Annotated in this window: 4 protein-coding genes; all 4 read right to left on the reverse strand. The window is 42.2% G+C overall.

Annotated elements, in window-relative coordinates; translation table 11 throughout:
* Positions 1–110: 110 nt before the first annotated feature.
* From ACFVAD_RS24150 to ACFVAD_RS24165, 4 genes are read right to left on the reverse strand one after another with little or no spacing between them, the layout of a single operon-like run.
* A complete protein-coding gene (locus ACFVAD_RS24150) occupies positions 111–347 on the reverse strand; it encodes a DUF5348 domain-containing protein (protein WP_386646432.1) in 237 nt (78 codons plus the stop codon).
* A complete protein-coding gene (locus tag ACFVAD_RS24155; RefSeq protein ID WP_224841953.1) occupies positions 344–1144 on the reverse strand; it encodes an ExeA family protein in 801 nt (266 codons plus the stop codon). The genes ACFVAD_RS24150 and ACFVAD_RS24155 overlap by 4 nt, the downstream gene beginning before the upstream one ends.
* A complete protein-coding gene (locus ACFVAD_RS24160; protein WP_386646435.1) occupies positions 1137–2492 on the reverse strand; it encodes a DDE-type integrase/transposase/recombinase in 1356 nt (451 codons plus the stop codon). Before ACFVAD_RS24160 ends, ACFVAD_RS24155 begins: the two co-directional genes overlap by 8 nt.
* A 44-nt stretch (positions 2493–2536) precedes the next feature.
* Positions 2537–3067 carry a DUF6431 domain-containing protein gene (locus ACFVAD_RS24165; RefSeq protein ID WP_224841955.1) on the reverse strand — a complete coding sequence of 177 codons (531 nt, stop codon included), beginning with the start codon at positions 3065–3067 and terminating at the stop codon, positions 2537–2539.
* Positions 3068–3279 lie beyond the last annotated feature (212 nt).

Consider the following 3279-nt stretch of genomic DNA (forward strand, 5'->3'; position numbering starts at 1 on the left):
TGTTAATGACGTTTTACAATGTCCAAAATTTGACGTGGCTATTAGTCCTGAAACTGACGGGTTCAGTGTCCATATTGAAGGGGAAGCAGACCTTTGCTTCCCCAACGATTTTACAAATCAACTTGATATGTCTCATTTTTCTTAAGATAAAACCTTACGTCATTTCGGCCGGTAAGAATATACCAGTCTCTGCCCAGTTCCAGTCGACAAGAAAGAGTTCGACCGTTTCCTAGATGAAGATCAAACCACTCACCACAACGTATCTTATAACCTGTATTATCTCCCCAAAACACTACCCAACAATCCAACTCTTCATTGTATTTCATCTCTCTCCAGCGAGTTTTCATGAAAGTTCCCCCTGGATGACTTGCTTAATCATATGATCGTCTATGATTCTTCGACCATTTTGCGAGCCGTAAAGAAGACTATGTGTACAGAGTTTGTTTATGAGCCTTGCGGCACCACCGGAAAACCGATGGATTTCGTCAAGTGCCCCATCAGAAAAGATTGGTTGATCGTTGCCGGCATAGCGTAAATGTCTAGAAACATATTCCTCAATCTGAGCACGATCCAGGTGCCCTAACTGGAATTGGATATCGATTCTTTGGCGTATCGCTGCGTATGACTGTAAGCGTAGTCGGTCCCACAATTCACTTTGCCCGACAAGGATAAGCGCCATCGGGCTTTGCGAATCCATTCTAAAGTTCAGTAGAAAACGAACTTCCTCAAGCATTTCACGGTCCAATAGATGGGCTTCATCTACTACCACTACAGGCTGAAGGCCTCGTATTCCTTTCATCAATTCAATTTCACGGTGAAGTTGTCGTTTCGCATCCCCACGATAAAACTTCGCTTCAGATCCCAATTGTTCCAATAGCCCTTTATAAAAATGGCGAGGGGTTAACTTAGAGTCAGAGAGATAAAGGACGTGGAATTTCCCTTTATCCAATTTGTCCACAAACTTACGGATTGTCGTTGTTTTTCCTGTTCCGCTATCCCCACTCAATACGGCAAAAAGCTGTCTTTCAGCTGCGTATTTAAGCCTCCCTAGGATTTCTTGCATCATGGAAGAATCATAGAGTTGTTCCGTTGGCAGATCTCGCGTGAAAGGAGTATTTTTCATCTCATAGAATACTTCAAACACGAGAATCATCCTCCTTCCACACACCACGGAAGGTTACGGCAGGTTTTTGTTCGATCTGGCGTTCCTGGTTCTTTCGTTCAGCTGCCTTTAATAGTCTTGAAGATTCAGCACTCTGCACCTGCAGGTGCTCAGGTAACGCTGGGCGTTTTCCAGCTCGTTCCCCGATGACTAGTTTCTTGGCTTTCCAAGGAGTATAATCCTCAAACTCAATGGTAAGCTCCTCGGTGTTCATTGGGTCATATACAATATCAACCTTTCGTCCAATAAATGTAAGGCCTACCTCGTATTTTTGATCCAAGAAACTGATGCATCCGGATTTATCCACTTTCCTTGTTTCACAATGAAGGAATGCATTGCTTAACCTATCAGGATCGATGAATCGAATAGCCTTTTTATCTGAGCGAAATGCCGTTTCAGGACTGATTTTCTCCCCCAGTGCAGAATGGGGTTTATTCTGATAACACTCTGTGAGCCAGACTTGAAAGAGGTCATTCATGCGATCTAAAGTATTGGGTTTTTCAATGACAGCTTCACTGATAAATGAATCTATAACTCTATTGAACCTTTCAATTTTACCCTTTGATTCTGCAGAGTAAGGTCTTGTGTAAGTAAGGCGCGTACCTATTTTTGAGCAAGTTCGTGACATCCATTTGGTTCGATATTGTTTTCCATTATCGAAATAAACGGCCTCAGGAACGCCATACTTTTGAATTGCCTGCCGAAAGGCATCTTCAATAATTCTAGAATCCAATGAAGGATAGAAAGCTGCATGAAGCACAAACCTAGTAGCGTCGTCGATAAAAGCAACAAGGTATACTTGTTTTTTCATTCCATTTTGGCCAACCGGCAAGTATGGACCATATTTGATATCTGATTGCCAGAGCTGGTTGCGATGCCGTTTTTGAAACCTTCTGGCAGCTATTCCTGTCTGGGAATAAAGTTTCATATGTCGTGTACTGTACCCTTTTTCCGTAAGCTTTTCTTGAAGTGTTGATCTCTTGATTTGTCCTGGTTCAGCTAACCCTTCCCATTCAAGAATCTGTATTATTTGAGCTACACTTCGACTTGGCACTTCCTTACGAAGAAGAATTGCCTGTTCCAATAGATGATGAGGAATGGCTTCTGAACTTTTAATAGTTTTTCTCCCTTGTGGCTTCAATCCTCCGAACCCATTTGCCCGAAATTGAGCCAGATATCTTCTGATGGTTCTTTCTGAAAGACCGTTGGCCTTCGCTATCTGGTCTCTTAATTCCTTAACCTTTCCTGCATCAAGCCCCTCTGCCAATAAAGGGGATATCAGCTGGAATCGCTGCACTGCCAATTCTTCTGTTTTCTTATTATCTCTCATGATACACTCTCCTCTCTGTGTCTATCATGAGTGTAAATCAGGAGTTATTGGACAATGAATGCAGAACGGGTATGTATCCAAAAATTAATATTTACGATTGGCCGGACAACTCTTGTCAGCCATCCATTGGCATCTCCTGCCAGGCGTCCTATTTTTTGAAGTGCAGTCCCTGAACCATTGGACGTATAATCCAGGGGGATGTTTTCCTGTTTAGTCCTAATCATGATGGAAATTAAGCAGCCTATCCAATAATCCACCAATTCTTGAAACCACCCATGCCATCTTGAAAGGGTGGAATCATCGGCCGGAACAATGTGATTGGAAGGGTTCGTAAGAACCTTTTCTATACATTCAGCCTCATAGCGTTTATAAGGAACTAATATATCCGGCAGTTCATGGTGGATGATACCGCAATTCGTGCACTGTAACCTCCGGATATTATATGTCTTACACAGTCCCAAATGATCCTTGGCTTTTCGATTCTTCGTTCCTATCACCAACATGTTTTTACCACAACAAGGAGAAGGGATCCTCCCCGCACCCCTAACTAAAAACTCCAGTAAGAATGTTTTCAATCAGCTGATAATCTGATACAATAATCATATACTTTTTTTGTGGGACGTCTCCCGTATAACTGTTGGCGCAGTTATACATAATGGGAGGCGTCTTTTCCTTTCTCCAGAATTATAAATGTCGAAATCTTTCGAATTATATACGGACATTATAATCGACTAATTCTGGACAGGCAATACCGTCAGCTTTCGGTAATTTAAGGATGTCAAAAACA

The organism is Sutcliffiella sp. NPDC057660, from assembly GCF_042800035.1.
Classification (GTDB): Bacteria; Bacillota; Bacilli; order Bacillales; family Bacillaceae_I; genus Sutcliffiella_A.